Origin of the sequence: Streptomyces sp. NBC_00654 (assembly GCF_026341775.1) — a bacterium.
GTDB lineage: Bacteria > Actinomycetota > Actinomycetes > Streptomycetales > Streptomycetaceae > Streptomyces.
On record NZ_JAPEOB010000001.1, the window covers coordinates 4,655,757 to 4,672,699 of the forward strand.

Consider the following 16,943-nt stretch of genomic DNA (forward strand, 5'->3'; position numbering starts at 1 on the left):
CCAAAACGGATGTGGTTCACGGTACCTACAGGGTTGTGCGACCGCTGATGACGATGGCCCCCAGGGCTCTTGAGTTCTAGTGGTCGTCGCAACACCCCAGTTCAACGACTGGCAGCGGTCGGCGTCACGCCCGCTCCATCGCCCGTCGCGTGTACCGGCTCGCGGTCATCTGTCAGCTTACGCTGGCCGGTTCTCCGTTCTCGGTTCTTACGGAGTCACGCGGAGGCATTCTCTGTCTTGCTGACGGAGCAGGTGGTTTCGAGGATGTTCCCGGACCCGTATTCTCCCAGGCAGACCTTGTAGCGAATCCACCCGTTTTCGGGGAGGTTCAGGTTGTGGTCGACCTTTCCGTCGCCGTCTGAGCCTGAGTGGTTCCACTTTTCCAGCGGCAGCCCGTCGGACCGTGATCCGGTGACAACGACGGAGTGGCCGTCGGCCTTGTTGTCCCAGATCAGCATGTGGTCCCCGGCCTTGACGAAGGACGCTGACCCGGCACACGTGGTGTAGTTGTTGCTGGTGCACAGGTCGCCGACGTGCTGGGCTGCGGCCTGTGCGATGGCTGGGGGGACACCGACCGCGACCGCGGCGGTGAGCGAGGAAACCGCTAAGGCCCATTTACTGGCGTTCATCTGGTTCGACCCTCCTGCGAAGTTGTCCAAGGGGGCGGGCCGGCATGCGGTGCGCCTCCGCTCCCTTCTTCGTAGATGAACTCTAGGGCCGTGTATTTGCGGGATACAGTCATGCGGCGGACATTGGCGGATAACTGAGGACCGCTTGACACTTGACCATGCCTGGCATGACCTCGTCATGCTGCCCATTAGAGGGGGCTGTTCATACCCATACTGGTGGCCACGGGGCTCCTCGCGAATGGCCGAGAATTCCGCCGTTCGCCCGTTGGCTCTGCCGGTAGAACCCTTACGAACCCATGGAAGTTCAACGACCGGCCATGCCCTGCGTCACGCTCGCTCCGCCCCGGGCCGCGCGAGCGGGGGCGCTGCGCCGCTCCGTGGGCGCCGTGAGGACGGTGCGGGTCCCTGTGGATCCCGCACTGTCCACTGTCGGTAGGCCCGCATCGCGCCTGTCAGGCGATGTCGTCTTCGCGGCACATATGGGTATGTATTAAGCAAGTGCCATTGAAATAGAGGCAGTTGGCATATTCGTGATGTACCGGCACTTTTTCATGCATCGCCCGGGTGGGTGGTGCGAGGGAGGGAGAGCAGCATGGGCAGGCGCATGGAGTACGACGGGGACCATGCGGCCGGGCGGCTGGGGGTGCCGCAGTACGCGTTCCGGTGGGCGGTGCGCACCGGGGCCGTGCCGGCCCCGGACGCAGGCCCGGAGACATGGTCACGGGCCGCGGTGGAGGCGATGGACGCGGAGGCGATCCGCACCGCGATGGGAGGCGGGCCGCTGAGCGGCCGGCAGGCTGCCGACCGGCTGGCCGAGGCCCTGGGCACACCGGCCCCGTCCGGCGCGACGACCCTGGTGGAGCTGGAGAAGGCCGGGCTGCTGTTCAGCCTGTCCGCCGACCCGGAGCAGCTGCTGTTCCACCCCGGGCAGATCGCCACCCTGGCAGCCCGCCCCGACCCGGCCCGGCTGCTGGCCGGGGCGGCGCTGCTCGGCCCGGACCAGGCCGCCGCGCGCCTCGGTGTCCGCCGCACCGACTGGGACCACCTGAACCGGCTCGACTGGATCACCCCCGACCAGGAGGTACGGGTGAAGTTCGGCGCGGCCCAGGGCGGCACGCACCGGATCCCGCTCTACCGCACCGACCGCATCGACCGGGTACCGGCAGACCACCCGGAAGCGGACTGGGACGCGCTGCGCGCGCTCCGCAAAGGACAGCGCTCACCCCTCGCCAAGCTCACCAGCGGAGCGGAAAATAGAAGGGGAAGCGCTCGGCCACATGGAGTTCCCGAGTACCCCGGACGACGCCACGTGATGCCAGCTGCGCCGACAGCATGAGACCCCGGGAGCCAACGCCCGGGGTCTCTGTGTGACATGACGTGACGTCTGTCCTGCCGGTTCAACGACCGGCCAAGGCTGGTGTCACGCCCTACGTCTGAACAGCGGGCGTGACTGGAGAACGTGTCGCTGTGTGCTCCGGGCCCGCCGGCGCTGTTTGCGCGGGCGGGCTCAGTGTGTGGGCGGCGGTGTCGGGCTCAGCAGCCCTTGACCTTGTTGACCTTGGACGGGTAGGGCCACGTGTAGTGCCCCCTGTAGCCCTTACCGATCTTGGTGCACTTGAAGTCCGGGCCGTAGTCGAGGATCACCCTCACGCGCTTGGCGCTCTTGCACTTGTTGGTGATGTACAGGTGGTCCGTGGCGCCCGAGAAGTCGGTCTTGAACTTGACGCACTTGGGAACGTTGACGCGGTCGACGATCTGCATGATGTGCGGCCCGGCGGCCTGGGACCGGTGAGCAGTGGTGCTTTCGGCGGTCGTGGCGGGGGACGCGGAGGCGGCCGATGCCGGGCCGATCAGCGATCCCAGCCCCAGGCCGGCGACTGCTGCGATCAGGCCAAGTGTGCGCTTCATGCTGTTCTTCCTCGCTTCTCCCGTAGTCGGAACACGCTGTGCTGTCGGTGCCATGCGATTCATCTGTTCTCCCACGAAGGTGGCTGCTGTTCTGTCTGCCGGCCACGTGGCTGTGCTCTCGATCAGCAGCGCGGGTGGCTGACGTGGCTGGCGGAGGCGGGACAGTGATGCGGCAGTGCTGCCTGATGCCCCGCGGGCCGGGTTACGCGAGGGGCTCGACCGATGCAGCACTGGGGATACGGGAGCCGAACCAGTCGTGCACCCGGTCGACGGATCGGCACGCGAGAGCAGTCCGGCGGTGGCCCTGTTTACGTGTACTGACGGGAGTGGCCCATTGCGGGCGGCTCCCGGCAGCGCCAGGTGCTGGTGCTTGTTCAGGTCAGCACTTGTTGTCCGGGTGTACGGAGCCGCCGTCGTCCAGGCGGGCGTTGTAGACCCAGCCCTGGAAGGTGGTGTTGTCGACCCGGACGTGGGTCCACTTGTTGCCGGCGGAGTTCTTCACCCAGCAGTGGTAGTTCAGCACCACCGCGGTGCCGACCGTGTAGGTGACGCCGCAGTCCTCGCTGGGACCGGAACGGAGCAGGGCACTGTCCCCCTTGGCGGTGCCCGTCCCGGGGGACTTGTTCGACCAGCCGACACCGCCGGGGCAGGCACTGGATCCGGTGGGCACGGCGGTGGCCGCAGGTGCTGTCGCGGTGAGGACTGCGCCCGCCATGAGGAGCGATGCGGCGGCCGCGGTGGCCCACTTCCTGGTCCGGACGGGCGAATTCAGTGTGCGTGTGCTCATCATGTTTCTCCTTGTTCCAGAGGCAGCCGGGCGGCTGCTCGGTCGAGTCGTTCCTGGGCGAGTCCTGCTCCTTCTTGGCCTGGGCTCCTTCCAATCGGGATGCGGTCCCCTGTGACGCACCCTGCGGGTGGCGGCTGGCCGTGATGGTTCGCCGGGTTCGGGTTTGTGGTTCGCGGGCCGGCCGACCGGGTGTTGCGGGGCGGTGGTGTGCGGTCCGACGAGTTCGATTTCACCGGGCGGGGAGTTGATTGGCAGCCCGTCTGAGCTGCACTGATCAATCATTTTTGGGGGATGGCTCGTTTGGCACCTGCCCCGTTGCGGCCCTGTGGCCCGTTTCCCTACGGTGGCCGTTCGCACAGGGCCGGCCGGTGTGGGAGCGGGGAAAATACGTGGGGCGTCCGGAGAACCCGATCGATCCGCAGGACGGGCCGATTGCGCGGTTCGCTCACGAGCTGCGCAAACTGCGGGACGAGGCCGGCGCACCCGCCTACCGGGCCATGGCACGGCGGGCCGGCTACTCCGGGGCGACACTCTCGCAGGCCGCCGGGGGCGAGCGTCTACCGACCCTGCCGGTCCTCCTGGCCTACGTCACCGTGTGCCGCGGCGACACCGCGGACTGGCAGCACCGGTGGGAGCGGGCGAACGCGGAACTCCTGCGCCTGCCCCGCCCGGCGGACCAGGACACCGAACCCCCCTACCGGGGGCTCGCACGCTTCGAGCCGGGTGACGCGGACCTGTTCTTCGGCCGCGACCACCTCATCGACGACCTGCTCGAACTGGCCCGCAACCGCCGTGTCACCGCCCTTGTCGGAGCGTCGGGCAGCGGCAAGTCCTCCCTCCTGCGCGCCGGCCTGGTACCCCACCTCCGCCACACCGACCAACCCGCCCCACGGCCCGCAGCACTGCGCATCATCACCCCCGGCGCCCACCCACTGCGCACCCACGAACAACGCCTGACCCCCGTAGCCACGACGGGTGGGAACGAGGGGGCGGCGACGTGGCTGATCGTCGATCAGTTCGAGGAAATCTTCACCCTGTGCCGGGATCCGGCCGAACGCACCGCGTTCATCGACCGGCTCCTGACCGCCAACGATCCCGACAGCCGGCTGCGCGTCCTGATCGCGATCCGGGCCGACTTCTACAACCGGTGCCTCGAACACCACAACCTGACCACCGTGCTGCGCGACGCCACCATGCCCGTCGGGCCGATGAACGCGGACGAACTGCGGGAAGCGATCGTCAAGCCCGCCACCGCCCGCGGACTGATCGTCGAACGCGGCCTGACCGCCCGCATCCTCCAGGACATCGACGGCGAACCCGGTGCCCTGCCCCTGATGTCCCACGCCCTCCTGGAAACCTGGCGCCGCCGCAGAGGCAAAGCCCTCACCGAAGCCGCCTACGACGCCGCCGACGGACTCCACGGCGCCATCACCCACACCGCCGAAACCGCCTACACCACCCTCACACCCGCCCAGACCCTCCTCGCCCGCCGTATTCTGCTCCGCCTCATCACTCCCGGCGAAGGGACCCAGGACACCCGGCGCCCCGTCGACCGCACCGAGCTCGACACCGCGGACCCCACCGACACCAACGCCGTACTCGAACGCCTCACCTCCGCCCGCCTCCTCACCGTCGACGGCCCCACCATCGACCTCGCCCACGAAGCCCTCATCACCGCCTGGCCCAGACTCCGCCGATGGATCGACGAAGACCGCGAACGCCTGCGCATCCACCGCCAGCTCACCGAAGCCACCCACATCTGGAACAACCTCGACCACGACCCCGGAGCCCTCTACCGCGGCACCCGACTCGCCACCGCCGAAGAAACCTTCACAACACCCCAGGCACGATCCGACCTCACCCTCCCGGAACAGGAATTCCTCACCACCAGCACCACCACCCGCCACCACGAAGAACACAACGCCACCCGCACCACACGACGCCTGCGCCGGCTCACCACCACCCTGGCCGTCCTCCTCGCCCTCGCCCTCACCGCAGGAACCATCGCCTGGGACCAGTACCGCACCAGCGACAAGGAACGCCGCAGAACGTCAACCGCACAGCGCGTGGCGCAGTCCCGGGAGCTCGCCGCGCAGTCGGCAGCGCTGCTCGGCACGGACTCCGACCTCGCCTCACTGCTGGCCATCCAGGCATACAAGAGCCACCGGACCCCTCAGGCGCTGGAGAGTCTCCAGGCGGCGGCTGCCGCTCCTCTGCTTCAGAGACTCACCGGGCACAACAACTGGGTGCACGCGGTGGCTTTCAGCCCCGACGGCCGCACCCTGACCACCGTCGGCGACAACGAAGCCCTGCTGTGGAACGTGACTACGGGCCGTCTCAGCAAGCCCGTTCCCGATTTCAGTAAAGGTGTGTCCGCCCCCATGTCTATCAGTCCAGACGGGCAGACTCTGGCCACAATCCCCTTTTCGGACGGCCAAGAGGTGAGGCTGTGGGATGCGGCTGCCGGCCGCCTCCGCACGTTTGTTGGCGAGCGGGCCCGCAGAACGTTCGCACTGCAATTCAGTCCCGATGGGCGTACCCTCGCCACCGCGAGCACCCACGGGATGGTTCTGTGGAATACAAAGACCGCCAGAGCTCTTACCACCATTCGTCTGCAGAGTGAGGACTACATGGCAGTGATGGCGTTCAGCCCTGACGGACGTACCCTGGCCGCCATCAGAGGTTCCGACCACAAGATCCTGTTGTGGAACGCGGCTACGGGCCACCTCCGCAAGGCCTTTCCCGGAGTTGCCGGAATGGTCGGCTCCATGGTTTTCAGCCCCGATGGACAGACACTGGCCACCGCGTTCGGCACCAATAACACTCCGGTGCGACTGTGGGACACCTCCACAGGCCGCCTCCGCAGAAGCCTCGACAAGCAGGCCAACGAGACAACGTCGTTGGCCTTCAGCCCAGACGGGCACACTCTGGCGACCGGCGGAGCTGATCACACGGTACGGCTGTGGGACACAGCCACCGGCAGCTCCGTCGCCTCGCTGCCAGGGCATACCGACATAGTGTCGTCAGTCGTGTTCAGCCCCGACGGGCATACCCTCGCCACCGGCTCCTGGGACCAGACGGTCCGGCTGTGGGACATGACAGCCACCCGAACCCGAGCAGTCCTTGCCGGGGAGGCGGTATCAGATGTGACATTCAGTCCGGATGGGCGCTCCCTGGCAACCGCCAGCAGCTTTCCCACCCAGTTGGACAGGTGGGACATAGCTAGCCGGAAGCCCCGCCTCCGGGTCTCCATACCGTTCAAAACGCCGGGCACGGTGGTCTTCGGCCCAGACAGACGGACCGTGCTCGACGTCGGCTTCCCTGACGGGGGGGTGGCGTTGTGGGACGCGGACACCGGCCACCCCCGCCTGTCCATCGACACCAAGGACGTGAAGGGAGTAGAACTCAGCCCGGACGGACGCACTCTGGGTATCCACCACAGCGAAATGCTGGAAATCTGGGACCTGGCCGCCCATCGCCCCCGCAAAAAAATTCCCGAAGCCTTGACCGATTACGTCAGCTCGTTCGCGTTCAGTCCGGATGGGCACACCCTCGCCACCGAAAGAGACGACGGAAAAGTCCGGCTGTGGGATATGGCCACCGGCCGTCTCCGCAGAACCCTGACCGGGCATACCGACGGCGTTGGACTTCTCGCCTTCAGTCCGGACGGACGCACCCTGGCCACTGCCGGCGAAGACCGCGTTGTCCGGCTCTGGGACACGGCTACCGGCCGTCTCCGCAAGAGACTGCCCGGATACATCAACCCTCGACACTTCCTGGAATTCAGTCCGGACAACCGCACCCTGGCCACCGCAGGTATCGACGACCGCACCGTACGCCTGTGGGACACAAAAACCGACACGGTAGTAGCCACACTCTCCGGACACACCGGCATGACAACCGTCGTCGACTTCAGCCCCGACGGCCGCACCCTGGCCACCAGCAGCAATGACCGGACCGTAAGACTCTGGGACGTAGCCCTGCCCACCCCTACCGCGGCGATCAGCAAGATCTGCCACGCGGTTGGGCGCGAACTCACCAAGCAGGAAATAGCCGCCTACCTACCAGACCACCCCACCGGACGAACGTGCACGGTCTGAGCTGGCGGTCCTATGGGTGGTTTCATGTGCTCTGGACGAGGCGCCGCCTCTACCTCCACCACCTCGCCCTGGGAGAGGAGGAAACAGCAGGGCATGGGTGCGGCGGGCGGCCCAGGAGCAGGCGGCGAAGAAGGCGGCCGGGCATCGAGACGTCGCAGCGACTCGGCCGACATCGTTGGACCATCGAACGGACCATGGCCTGGCTCGCCGGCTGCCGACGACTCCACCGCCGCTACGAACGCAAAGCCGAGCACTTCCTCGCCTTCGCCGGCATCGCATGCACCCTCATCTGCTACCGCAGACTCGCTTCCTGATACACAGGCATGGCACCGGACGAGATGATTCGCGTTACGAACCCTCGACCGGCAGCCCTGCCACAAACACTGCAAGATCGGACGCTTGGGGCGGCGCCTGCCCATGCAGAAACCGCTGGTAGTGGTCAGCGACGAGACGGCGCAGGTCTGCCTCGGCCGGTTCATCACCCGTGAGCGCAAGGGCGACCTGATGTGGCTCACCCGTCATGCGCAACGGTCTGGCCAGAGCATCGAACCCGCAGACGTACTCATCGGGCATCTCCCACCATGCCTCGGCGAAGGCTCGGTCTCGGAGGACATACATGTAGTGATCGTCATCGAAGAGGATCACAGGGCCGATCGGCATAGTCACTCGTGGGGTATTACGCACCCTGCAGGTCAGATGCATGCCTCAGCAACCTGAGCTCCAGGTCAGTACTGCCAAATGAGATGACGTCTTAGACCGTGTTTTATGTGGGCTCGGCTCGTTGGGTCGTTCATGGGGCGGGGTACGTGGAGTTGGATTGTTCCGGATGGGCTGTGGGAGATCGCGGAGCCGCTGATCCCGCCGTCGAAGGTGCGACCGCAGGGCGGCGGGACCCAGGACACGCCTGATGAGACGCTGTTCGCCGCGATCATCTATGTCCTGGTCAGCGGCTGTGCCTGGCGGGCCTTGCCGCCCTGCTTTGGGATATCGAAGTCGACGGCCCACCGCAGGTTCCTGATCTGGTCGAGAGCCGGTGTCTGGGGCCGGCTGCACGAGGAGATCCTGCACCGCCTGGACGACGCCGGCCTGCTCGACCTGTCCCGGGCCGTGCTCGATTCCGCGCACGTGAGGGCTAAAAAAGGGGCGAACTCACAGGTCCGAGCCCCGTGGACCGGGGCAAGCCGGGTTCCAAGATGCACGTCCTGTCGGACGCGAACGGACTGCCCCTCCTCGTCGGCGTCTCCGCGGCGAACACTCACGACAGCCTCGCGCTGAAGCCCATGATCGCGGGTCACCAAACGAGACACGACCCTCACCGAGGCCGCTACTTCAAGCCCCAGCGTCTCCACGCGGACAAGGCGTACGACGTCCCTCACCTGCGTAAATGGCTATGGGGCAAGCACATCGGCGTCCGCATCGCCCGTAAGGGAGTCGAGTCCAGCGAACGGTTAGGGCGCCGACGTTGGGTCATCGAACGCACCATGTCGTGGCTGACCGGCTACCGCCGCCTCAACCACCGATACGAACGCCACCCCCGTAACTACCTGGCCTTCCTCGGACTCGCCGCCACACTCTGCTGCTACAAACGACTCGCCCGTCTCACCACATAGGACACGGTCTTAACGTGTGCGACTTCGTGTCGCACCTTGATCTTGTTGATGCACCGCTCGACCGTGTTCCGCTGTTTGTACGCTTCGCGCGCGAACGCCGGAGGGCGCCCACCGCGGCTGCCAAGCCGCTTGCGATTCGCTGCCTGGTCACCGGGTTGGGGAATCACCGCCCGGATCCCGCGATGTCGCAGGTAGGTGCGGATCGCGCGAGACGAATACGCTTTGTCCGCGAGGACCGCGGTGGGCGTCGTTCAGGGTCTGCCGACCGGCCGAGGCACCCGGATCCCCGTCATCACGTCCGGGAATGCCGGGGCGTCACCTGCCTGGCCGGGGGTAATTACGAAGGCCAGCGGGCGGCAGCGGCTGTCGGCCGCCAGGTGGATCTTCGTTGTCAGCCCACCACGAGACCGCCCCAGTGCATGATGGTCCGGTTCCTCGACCAGGGCCCCTTTCTACGGGCTCCGGCCGCGTGCTGGTGAGCACGAACGACCGTGGAGTCCACCGCGACGGCCCAGTCCAGATCGCCCTCGGCATCAGCCTGGGCGAGGAGGTTCGTGAAGACCCTTCTCCAGGTGCCGTCAGCTGCCCACTTCCGCAGCCTGTTGTGGACGCCCTTCCACGAACCGAAGTGCTCGGGTAGGTCCACCCACGGAATCCCGGTGCGGTACTTGAACGCGATCGCGTCGATCACCTGCCGGTGATCCCGCCACCGCCGCCCCGCCTCGGCGTCCGATCCGGCAGCAACGGCTCGATCCGCGCCCACTGCGCATCACTCAACGACATGCCCCAACGAACGACTCGCATCTGCCGAGGCAACGGCCGCCCGCCGTACCGGTCAGATGGGCCGCAGTACCTGATCAGGCTCTGCGGAAGCAGCCCCGACGTACTCTGCGAAGTCCACGTTGCCGAGCGCCAGGTCCACCTGGACGCCGTGCACCGCGGCGGGCAGGGCTCGAAACTCCCTGGGATCCGGCGACTCGATGAGTTCCTGGTAATAGACGGGGTCAAGGCCACTCACGTCCTCCCGGACGGTCGACAAAGCCAGCAACGCCCGCGCCGGCGACTTCATCGTGTCGCGGTCAGCGAGGAAGACGACCATCAGGTCCTCATCCACCACGGCAGCAAGAACCTCATCGGCCGTTGCTCCTGACCAAGCAGGCGCATCGACCAGCTGCACTGCTGCGGCAAACTCACCGCCCGGCCCCCACGGCCGGTGCAACTCCCCAACCACCGCGTTCCACGAATCGTCGTCGCTGAAGTCGGTCCTGATGACGAGAACGTCGAACAAGTCGCGTCCGATCTCAGGCAGCACTCGCTCAAGGTTCTCCGGCAACGTCATGCCCAGGACTCTCCCACCCCGCACTGACAACCAGCTCCTGCGTGAGTGATCCGGAGGAAACGGCCTAGCCCACCGCTCCCTCGACAGGAAGGCACATCATGGCCGAGGACAGTCGATGGTCGCGGAGGCGATCCGCACCGCGATGGGAGACGGGCCGCTGGACGGCTGGCAGGCTGCCGACCGGCTGGCCGAGGCCCTGGGCACACCGGCCCCACCCGGCGGCCCCGCCACGGTGAGCGTGGCCGTCCTGGTGGAGCTGGTGACGGCCGGGCTGCTCGTCAACCTGTCATGACCGGGACTTCCCACCACAACGGCGGCATGCGCCCGATCAGCGCCACGTTCCGCATGACCGAACCCACCGACGAGCAAGCGATGGAGTGGATGACCGCGACCATGCGCCACGCACTGCGCTGGGGCAGCTCGCGTCCCACCCCGGCTTGACGACTGCCACACCCACCCGGACAGCGCAGCGGCCCACCGCACCTCGTGCAGCATCACGCTCGGGGTGCAACAGAGTCCGCGTTGCGCCCCAGACCAGTCAGAGCATCGGCCAACGCGCGGCCACAGCACGAGACCCCGGGCGAATACCCGGGGTCTCTGTGTGACATGACGTGACGTCTGTCCAGCCGGTTCAACGACCTGCCACGGCTGGTGTCACGCCCACTCCACCCCGAGCCCGGCGAATCATCGGGAACGACGGCCACGGTCGGCGCGGCTCGGCCTGCTACTTCGGCCACCGCAGCGGCGCCGGCACACGACAGCAGTTCGAACTTCCCGAGGTCTTCCCGTACCTGTCGGAGAGCACCACGCGTTCGATTCTCACCAGTACGCCCGGAGCTGCCCGGCCGTTCCGGGAGCGCACCGCCGAGCTGCTGGCCGTCCCGCCGTTCCCGGACGATCTTGCACGGCGCAGCGTGGGGGCGGACCTGCCTCCCGTGGGTCCCGGCACACCGGTGTACGAACTGTGGCTCACCGCCTTCGCGAGCGGCTTGCTGCTCACCGGTGGCGGGCACGCCACACCCGAGGAGGTACGACAGCACGCCGCTACGCCGCCCGGGCGGGCGGCCGCGGCGTCGCTGGCCCCTGGCGGCCTCAGCCTGAGCGTTTCCATGCCGCGCCTGGCGGCCGCGGCGGGCCTGCTCACCGAAATCGTCCTGCATGGGCTGGCCCAGGGCGCGGACGCCGGCGTCGCCCGCCGGTGGCCCACGGCCACCGAACTGCTGTCCGCCCGGACAGCGCATCGCAGAGAGGCAACACCCGGATGACCGAAGGTCAGTTCAAGAATCCACGCACCCTTCCCCACGAGTCCGACCAGGAGCGGACCGCCCGGGTCAGCTTGACGGAGTTGATGCTCGGCTCGCCGATCCCCTCCGACTACCTCCTCGACAGCCTCAGCCTCTACATGCGCCGCCATCAGCTGGTCGACATGCTGTCGATGGACGCGCTCTACCGCATGAGCATGAAGGTGCCCGGTGTCGTCATGGAGTTCGGCGTCTTCCATGGCCGCCACCTGGCCACGTTCACCGCGCTGCGCAACATTTACGAGCCCTACAACTCGACCCGCCGGATCATCGGGTTCGATACCTTCACCGGATTCCCCGACCTCGCCGACCTGGACCGGGTCAGTCCAAGCGCCAGCCTCGGCCGGTTCGCCACACCGTCCGGGTACGCCGACCACCTGCGTGACGTCCTGGACGCCCACGAATCCCTGGACCCGCTCGCGCACATCCAGCGGACCATGGTCGTCGAGGGCGACGTGCGGGAGACCCTTCCCACGTATCTGAGCGAGAATCCGCAGACAGTCGTCGCGCTCGCCTACTTCGATCTCGACATCTACGAGCCGACCCGCGCGGCCCTCGACGCGATCAGGCCGTACCTGACGAACGGAAGCATCCTGGCGTTCGACGAGATCGCCCACCCGAAGTGGCCCGGCGAGACAGCCGCCCTTCGCGAGACCCTCGGCGACGAGGGGATGGAACTGCGCATGCTCGACATCCAGGGGCGCGAGGCGCCCATCGCGTACGTGCGGTGGAACAGGTGACAGTGAGCGGGCCATGGCCGGCCGGCGCTCAGATCATGTTGCGTCACGCGGTCGCGGACCGTACATGGGCGCTGGTCCCGGTCACCGTGGTACATAACACGGCAGAGGCGACGCTGCTGCGGATCAGCGCGGGATCTCTGTACCTGGCGCCGCACGATGACAACGGCCGGCTACTCCGGCTGGGGCCTGACCGGTGGACGCCGGTGCCACGGCTGTGGACCACCCACGACGTGCACTATCTCCTGCCCCGCGACCGGTGGTTCGCGCTCGGCCTGCTGCTTCGCCCGGGTACTCCGGAGCCGGTGGGTTGGTACCTCAACTTCCAGGACGCCCCCGTCTACCGGCCCTGGGGCATCGACACCCTCGATCTTGAGCTCGACATGGTCGCCCCGGCCGATCATCGGGACCGACTCCGGTGGAAGTTGAAGGACGCCCCACGGTTCCGGCACCTGGTCACCACCGGATTCCTCAGTAAGGAACAGATGCGGCAGACGGTCGCGGGGGTGCGGGAGCTGCGTGCCCCGGACTCGCTGCGGGACGAACGCGCCGAGCTGTTGCGGTCCGCGGGCCCGCACGGCCCGCCCGCCGACCTGGCCACGGCCGCCGCCTTCTGCGGCGCACTGCCACCCGATCTCACGGCGCGGGATCTTCCTGGCGCGGGCTGCGCCCCGGCCGACGTACGGTCGGCACAAGCCCGGCCCCGAGCCTTCTGGAAGCGAGTCACGAATGACTGAATGGCAGGAATTCCGCGGCGGCGTGAACATCGTGCGCCGCCACGGTGACGTCATCCACCGGCCTGCGTCCGCGGCGACACCGGCGATCCACCGGCTGCTGCGGCACATCCATGAGCAGGGTTTTCACGGCGTGCCGGAGCCACGGGGCTTCGACAGCGAGGGCAACGAGTTGCTCACCTTCCTTGACGGCGAGGTCCACGACGCGCTCACGCCGGAGCTGCGTACGCCCGAACTTCTTCACTCCGCGGCCACCCTGCTACGAGGCCTTCACGACGCGAGCGCCACCTTCCGGCCGCGTTCCGACGACCGCTGGCTGCTCCCGGTCCGGCATCCGGCCGAGGTCATGTGCCACGGTGACGCGGCGCAGTACAACTGCGTCGTGAAGGACGGAGTGGCGGTCGGTTTCATCGACTTCGACGCGGCACACCCCGGGCCCCGAGTCTGGGACGTCGCCTACTCCGTGTACCGGTTCGCGCCGTTGCAGGGGCCGGACAATCCGGAGAGCTTCGGCACACCGGAGGAGCAGGGGCGCCGGGTCGCCGCTTTCTGCCGGGCGTACGGGCCAGGCGTGGGCGCCGAGGTCGTGGATGTCGTCCCCGACCGGCTACAGGCCCTCATCGGCTTCATGCGCGACCAGGCCGCTCAGGGCAACGAGGCGTTCCAGCAGCACATCGAGGAGGGCCACACCGACCTGTACGAGGCGGACATTCGCTACGTGCGCGCCCAACGCGACACCTTGCGCGCCGCCTTCGAGGTGGGATAGCCGTGCCGCACGCGCTGCTGCTGGCCCCGTGGTTCCCGCCGTCCCCAGGGGGCGCGGAGAGGTACGCCCATCGCCTGTTCACGCATGCGCCGCAGAGCGGATGGACCGTCTCTGTGGCCACCGACGGTCATACCGGGTCGCTGCGCGAAACCGTGCCTGAGTACGAAGCGGGAGTACACCGATTGACCCGCTACACCGAGCAGCTCGCGGACAGTCGCCGCGTGGCCTGGCGCTCGATGCAGTTCGCGGTGCTCGACGATCTGCGGAACGTGCTGGATGATCTCGGCGCTGTCGATCTCGTTCACGCGAACAGCATCGAGACCGCGGTCCTCGGCCGGATCGTCGCAGACCACCATGGCGTCCCGCTGGTCGTCACCATTCATGAACACGCCCCGCAGAATGAGACGTTCGGCCGGGGCCGCCTCCAGCTCGTCTTCCGCAGGCTGGCCCCCGACGCGGTCGTCGCCCCCAGCTCGTTCTACTACGACCGGGCACGCGCGGAGGGTGTCCCGTCCGAGCGTATCCACCTCATACCCCACGGTGTCGAAGTGCCGGCGGTGGTTCCCGCCCGGCCGGCCGCCGGATACGGGCCTGCGTGGGGACTGCCCGAGGACACCTGGATCGCCCTGTGCGTGGGGCGCATCTACCGGCCCAAGGGAACACTGGAGCTGATCCGGGCTGCGGCGATCGCGCGACGCCATGTGCCGCGGCTGCGCGTGATGATCGTGGGTCCGGACGGTCCGTCCGCGTACGCGCGCGCGGCAAGGGACGAGGCGCGGCGCCTGGGCCTCGACGACGTCGTCCGTTTCGCCGGTCCCCGCCTGCCGGAGGAGATGCCCGGGGTGCTGTCGCAGGCCGACGCAATCGTCGCTCCCAGCCTGGCGGAGGGATTTGGCCTGGCGGTGGCCGAAGGCATGGGGCTCGGCAAACCGGTGGTCGCCACAGCCGTCGGCGGGCTGGCCGACCTCGTCACGCACGGCGTCAACGGAGAAGTGGTGACCGCGGGTGACCCTCAGTCGCTCGCTGAGGCTCTCGTCCGGCTGGCCACGGACCCGGAACGCTGCGCCCGGCTCGGTGCCGCGGCCCGGCGCTCGGTCCTCGAACACCACGATGTGGGAAAGATGGCCGCCGAGACGACCGCACTCTACGAACACCTGGTCACGACACGAAGCCCTGACCGCCTCGCAGCGCCGGAAGACAACACCGCGGGCGTCACCCGGTAACACTGCCCGAGGCCCATCTGCCGAGTGGAGAACCCACGCGCGGAGGCCAGGCAGGTTCTGTCGGAGTTCGCCGGGGCAGGGGGCATCGGGTCCGTTCTCGGCCGCAACATGCGGGCGAGGGCGTCGACACCCGAACCTGCGACTCCGTGTACTGGGCGGACGTCCGCGGCTCCATGCCCGACCTGCGCGTCCCGTTCACCTTCCGCGTGCCTGCCGTCGACGACCAGAAGGGGGAGGAAGAGGAGGCGACGGGTGGCCAGCCTCGCTCGCCGAGTTCCCACTGGGGCAATGGATCGCCGAGGCTCGGCGGTTCTACGCCCGCGGCAAGATGGACGGGGACCGTATCGCCCAGCTGGAGAAGTTGGGCATGATCTGGTCCCACTTCGACGTCGCGTGGGAGGAATGCCTGAACGCCGCGCGCGGATGGGCCGCCGAGGCGGGCCACCTCCTGGCACCGCTCGACGCCGCCTTCGGTGGTGAGCCCACAGAGTTGAGGATCCTGTGGGAAGGGGCCTGCGGGATCTGAGGTGACCCCTGTGGTGTGGACACACCTGACAATGGATCTTGCTGATCCTGGAAGGTGTAGATCTACGTGGCACGGCCCTCGAAGTACAGTGCGGAGTTCCGGTCCGACGCGATCGCGTTGTGGCGGGCTTCGGCCGGCAGGCGGACGTTCAAGGACGTCGCGGCTGATCTGAACGTCAACCCCGAAACGCTGCGGACCTGGGTGCGTGATGCCGACGGTCGTCCAGTCGCCGCAGGCGCGTCGCAGGACACCGAGGCCGAGTTGGCCCGGCTGCGCGCGGAGAACGCGCGGCTGGCCAAGGCGGAGAAGGAATGGCAGCTGGAACGCGAGATCCTGCGACGGGCAGCCGCCTATTTCGCCCGGGAGATGAAGTGAAGACCGCCGCTTGGGACTTCGTCTCCACCCACGCCGAGATGTTCGGCATCAAGCGGATATGCCGGGTACTGGAGGTCTCCCGCTCGGGCTACTACCGGTGGATCACCGGCGCCGAGGCGCGGGCGGGACGGCAGTTCGAGGAGGACGCCCTGGTCGAGGAGATCCGCGAAATCCATGCCGAACACCGCGGGAACTACGGCGCGCTTCGAGTCCATGCCGAACTGCGCGGCTTCGGCCACACGGTCAACCACAAGCGCGTGGCCAGGCTGATGCGCAAGCACGGCATCGTCGGCCGTCACCTGCGGAAGAAGAAGCGCACCACGATCCCGGACCGCCTCGCGCCGCCAGTGGCGGACCTGGTCCAGCGGGACTTCACCGCCAGTACGCTGGACGAGAAGTGGCGCGGCGACATCACATACGTGCAGGTCGGAGCCGCGTGGCTCTACCTCGCTTGCGTCATCGATATCCGGTCGCGCCGAGTGCTCGGCTGGTCGATGGCCCCGCACATGCGGGCCGAGCTCGTCATCGACGCACTCCAGGCCGCGGTCGCGACCCGCGGCGGCGACGTGGCCGGAGTGATCTTCCACGCGGACCGCGGATCGCAATACACCTCGGCCGCGTTCGCCCAGGTCTGCGACCTGCACGGCATCCGCAGAAGCATGGGCAGGGTCGGCTCCAGCTACGACAACGCCCTGGCCGAGAGCTTCTGGCAGGGACTGAAGCGAGAAACGATGCACAGGAGAGTGTTCGTGACGATGTCTCAGGCAAGGCTCGAGATATTCCGGTGGCTCACCTACTACAACGCCCGACGCCGACACAGCGCGCTCTCCTACCTCTCCCCGATGGAGTTCGAACAGCACCACCACAAGACAGCTAAACTCTCACTCGCAGCATGAACCCCTGTGTCC

The 16,943-nt window shown here is 67.6% G+C and carries 16 protein-coding genes and 3 pseudogenes; 13 read left to right on the forward strand and 6 right to left on the reverse strand.

The window, feature by feature from the left end:
* Positions 1-215: 215 nt before the first annotated feature.
* Positions 216-629 carry a hypothetical protein gene (locus OHA98_RS19860; RefSeq protein ID WP_266927563.1) on the reverse strand — a complete coding sequence of 138 codons (414 nt, stop codon included), beginning with the start codon at positions 627-629 and terminating at the stop codon, positions 216-218.
* Positions 630-1,221: 592 nt separating this feature from the next.
* Between OHA98_RS19860 and OHA98_RS19865 the strand changes: the two genes are divergently transcribed.
* The gene (locus tag OHA98_RS19865; protein ID WP_266927564.1) at positions 1,222-1,965 is read left to right on the forward strand and encodes a hypothetical protein; all 744 of its coding nucleotides are present in this window, start codon (positions 1,222-1,224) and stop codon (positions 1,963-1,965) included.
* A 197-nt stretch (positions 1,966-2,162) separates the two neighbouring features.
* Here OHA98_RS19865 and OHA98_RS19870 read toward each other — a convergent pair whose 3' ends face one another.
* Complete coding sequence (locus OHA98_RS19870) at positions 2,163-2,537, reverse strand: hypothetical protein (RefSeq protein WP_266927566.1); 375 nt, start codon at positions 2,535-2,537, stop codon at positions 2,163-2,165.
* A 379-nt stretch (positions 2,538-2,916) separates the two neighbouring features.
* Complete coding sequence (locus OHA98_RS19875; protein ID WP_266927568.1) at positions 2,917-3,324, reverse strand: SH3 domain-containing protein; 408 nt, start codon at positions 3,322-3,324, stop codon at positions 2,917-2,919.
* A 389-nt stretch (positions 3,325-3,713) separates the two neighbouring features.
* Here OHA98_RS19875 and OHA98_RS19880 point away from each other — a divergent pair, with 389 nt between their 5' ends.
* Positions 3,714-7,424 (forward strand): helix-turn-helix domain-containing protein, encoded by a 3,711-nt coding sequence (locus tag OHA98_RS19880; protein ID WP_323179593.1) that lies wholly within the window; start codon positions 3,714-3,716, stop codon positions 7,422-7,424.
* 131 nt (positions 7,425-7,555) lie between these two features.
* A pseudogene (locus tag OHA98_RS19885) lies at positions 7,556-7,738 on the forward strand (transposase); the annotation flags it as partial.
* A gap of 34 nt (positions 7,739-7,772) precedes the next feature.
* Here OHA98_RS19885 and OHA98_RS19890 read toward each other — a convergent pair.
* Positions 7,773-8,069, reverse strand: a complete 297-nt coding sequence (locus OHA98_RS19890; RefSeq protein ID WP_266927570.1) for a hypothetical protein — start codon at positions 8,067-8,069, stop codon at positions 7,773-7,775.
* Between the two features lie 147 nt (positions 8,070-8,216).
* On the opposite strand from OHA98_RS19890, the gene OHA98_RS19895 reads away from it, so the two are divergent.
* A protein-coding gene (locus OHA98_RS19895; protein WP_123471980.1) for an IS5 family transposase occupies positions 8,217-9,034 on the forward strand; the annotation gives its coding sequence in 2 pieces (ribosomal slippage) (positions 8,217-8,565 and positions 8,565-9,034; 819 coding nt in all).
* Positions 9,035-9,069: 35 nt separating this feature from the next.
* Here the strand turns inward: OHA98_RS19895 and OHA98_RS19900 are convergent.
* Together OHA98_RS19900 and OHA98_RS19905 are read right to left on the reverse strand one after the other, a co-directional pair.
* A pseudogene (locus OHA98_RS19900) lies at positions 9,070-9,838 on the reverse strand (IS5 family transposase); the annotation flags it as partial.
* Between the two features lie 31 nt (positions 9,839-9,869).
* On the reverse strand, positions 9,870-10,373 hold the full coding sequence (locus tag OHA98_RS19905; RefSeq protein ID WP_266927574.1) for a hypothetical protein: 504 nt from the start codon (positions 10,371-10,373) through the stop codon (positions 9,870-9,872).
* A 115-nt stretch (positions 10,374-10,488) separates the two neighbouring features.
* On the opposite strand from OHA98_RS19905, the gene OHA98_RS19910 reads away from it, so the two are divergent.
* The 9 genes and pseudogenes from OHA98_RS19910 (at position 10,489) to OHA98_RS19950 (ending at position 16,931) form a co-directional block, all read left to right on the forward strand.
* Positions 10,489-10,665 carry a hypothetical protein gene (locus OHA98_RS19910; RefSeq protein ID WP_266927576.1) on the forward strand — a complete coding sequence of 59 codons (177 nt, stop codon included), beginning with the start codon at positions 10,489-10,491 and terminating at the stop codon, positions 10,663-10,665.
* On the forward strand, positions 10,662-10,814 hold the full coding sequence (locus tag OHA98_RS19915; RefSeq protein WP_266927578.1) for a hypothetical protein: 153 nt from the start codon (positions 10,662-10,664) through the stop codon (positions 10,812-10,814). The genes OHA98_RS19910 and OHA98_RS19915 overlap by 4 nt, the downstream gene beginning before the upstream one ends.
* 170 nt (positions 10,815-10,984) lie before the next feature.
* Positions 10,985-11,638, forward strand: coding sequence for a hypothetical protein (locus OHA98_RS19920; protein ID WP_266927579.1), 654 nt, complete (start codon positions 10,985-10,987; stop codon positions 11,636-11,638).
* Positions 11,635-12,414, forward strand: a complete 780-nt coding sequence (locus OHA98_RS19925; RefSeq protein WP_266927581.1) for a class I SAM-dependent methyltransferase — start codon at positions 11,635-11,637, stop codon at positions 12,412-12,414. The genes OHA98_RS19920 and OHA98_RS19925 overlap by 4 nt, the downstream gene beginning before the upstream one ends.
* A 35-nt stretch (positions 12,415-12,449) precedes the next feature.
* The gene (locus OHA98_RS19930; protein ID WP_266927582.1) at positions 12,450-13,148 is read left to right on the forward strand and encodes a DUF402 domain-containing protein; all 699 of its coding nucleotides are present in this window, start codon (positions 12,450-12,452) and stop codon (positions 13,146-13,148) included.
* On the forward strand, positions 13,141-13,911 hold the full coding sequence (locus OHA98_RS19935; RefSeq protein WP_266927583.1) for a phosphotransferase: 771 nt from the start codon (positions 13,141-13,143) through the stop codon (positions 13,909-13,911). The genes OHA98_RS19930 and OHA98_RS19935 overlap by 8 nt, the downstream gene beginning before the upstream one ends.
* A gap of 2 nt (positions 13,912-13,913) precedes the next feature.
* Positions 13,914-15,134, forward strand: coding sequence for a glycosyltransferase family 4 protein (locus tag OHA98_RS19940; protein ID WP_266927584.1), 1,221 nt, complete (start codon positions 13,914-13,916; stop codon positions 15,132-15,134).
* Positions 15,135-15,313: 179 nt separating this feature from the next.
* A pseudogene (locus OHA98_RS19945) lies at positions 15,314-15,600 on the forward strand (helicase associated domain-containing protein); the annotation flags it as partial.
* A gap of 126 nt (positions 15,601-15,726) precedes the next feature.
* A protein-coding gene (locus OHA98_RS19950) for an IS3 family transposase (protein ID WP_266927585.1) occupies positions 15,727-16,931 on the forward strand; the annotation gives its coding sequence in 2 pieces (ribosomal slippage) (positions 15,727-15,967 and positions 15,967-16,931; 1,206 coding nt in all).
* The last annotated feature ends 12 nt before the right edge of the window (positions 16,932-16,943 follow it).